The sequence below is a fragment of the Promicromonospora sp. NPDC023987 genome (assembly GCF_040639055.1).
GTDB lineage: Bacteria > Actinomycetota > Actinomycetes > Actinomycetales > Cellulomonadaceae > Promicromonospora.
On the sequence record NZ_JBEZZF010000159.1, the window covers coordinates 1 to 1635 of the forward strand.

At 67.6% G+C, this 1635-nt stretch carries 1 protein-coding gene; it reads left to right on the top strand.

The genetic code is table 11. From position 1 onward, the window contains the following. Positions 1-116 precede the first annotated feature (116 nt). Positions 117-1619, top strand: coding sequence for an IS1634 family transposase (locus AB0F40_RS27505; RefSeq protein ID WP_357475517.1), 1503 nt, complete (start codon positions 117-119; stop codon positions 1617-1619). Positions 1620-1635 lie beyond the last annotated feature (16 nt).

A 1635-nucleotide genomic window follows, 5' to 3' on the forward strand; every position in this document is an offset into this window, starting at 1 on the left:
CCTGACTCGTGCCACATCTCGGCGTTTCGTTATCGGCGGAGCTGTGGTCTGGGGTGATGGTCGCGGGTTGGGCTGTTCGGGGTGACTAACGGGCTTGGTCGTCGTAGCGTCCTTCGGTGGCGTCGTTCATCCGGAAGGTCCCCACGGCGTCGGGTGCGACGGCGGTGCAGGTCATGCATAAGCAGGGTCGGCAGGTCGTGGGGATCGAGCACATCGGGTCGGCGCACGACGAGGCGCAGCTGGCGGTGCTGCTGGAGATCGCCGAGCAGCGGCTTCGGCCGGGTCAGGGCGCACTGGACCTGGACCCGGGCACGTGGCCGGACGGCGGGGCGCGGGTCGTCGGCGGGGCGTCGCAGGTCCTGTGGGATGTGCTGGCCGGCGCGTATACGCGCCTGGGGTTCGGCGGCGTGGACGACGACACGTTCATGCGGCTCGTGCTCGCGCGGATCATCGAGCCGACGTCGAAGGCCGACACGGTCCGGGTTCTGGCCGAGGTCGGGGTTACCGCTCCGAGCGTGCGGACGATCTTCCGGAGCTTGAAGCGGTGCCAGGACCACGACTACCGGGCGGTCGTGCAGGCCGCGTGCCTGGAGCACGTCACTGCGGGCAGGGCCGGTTTGGCGATGATCATGTACGACTGCACGACGTTGTGGTTCGAGGCCGAGCACGAGGACGACCTGCGCAAGGTCGGGATGAGCAAGGAACGGCGCGTCGACCCGCAGATCCTGGTCGGTCTGCTCGTGACGACTACGGGGTTCCCGCTCGCGATCCACTGCTTCGAGGGGAACAAGGCTGAGACCAAGACGCTCTTGCCGGTGCTCGAAGCGTTCGCGGGCAGGTTCGAGGTCACCGGCCGGAACCTGGTGGTGGTCGCCGACGCTGGGATGTTGTCAGCGGCGAACCTGAACGCGCTGGAGGAGGCTGGGTTCTCCTTCATCGTCGGCTCGCGGATCTCCAAGGCACCCTACGACCTGGCCGACCACTTCGAACAGCACGGCACGCACTTGAGGGACAGGCAGGTCCTCGAGAGCCACCGGGTGATGGGTGCCGGCAAGCACGCGCGGCAGCGGCGGGTGGTCTACCAGTACCTGTTCGCCCGCCAGCAACGTGACCAGCGCACGATCAACGCTCAGATCACCCGCGCCGAGAAGGTCGCCGACGGCACCAAGCCGCTCAAGAAGGACCGGTTCGTCAAGATCGACGACACCAGCCGGGGCGTGGACTGGGACCTGGTGCAGCGTGCCCGCGACCTGGCCGGGCTGAAGGGCTATGTCACCAACCTCGCCGTCGAGGTCATGGACGGGCAGGCCGTGATCGACGCCTACCACGACCTCTACCAGGTCGAACGCTCCTTCCGGATGTCCAAGCACGACCTGGCCGCCCGCCCGATCTTCCACCACGTCCGCGAGTCGATCGAGGCCCACCTGACCATCGTGTTCACTGCCCTGGCCATCGCCCGCCATCTCCAGCAGGTCACCGACGTCTCGATCCGCAAGCTCGTCCAGACCCTGCAGCCCCTACGCACCGCCGTCATCGAGATCGCCGGCCACCGCATCACGGCCCAACCCGAGATCCCACCCGCTGCGGCCGAGATCCTCACCGCACTACGGGGTGACTAACCTGGCACGAGTCAGG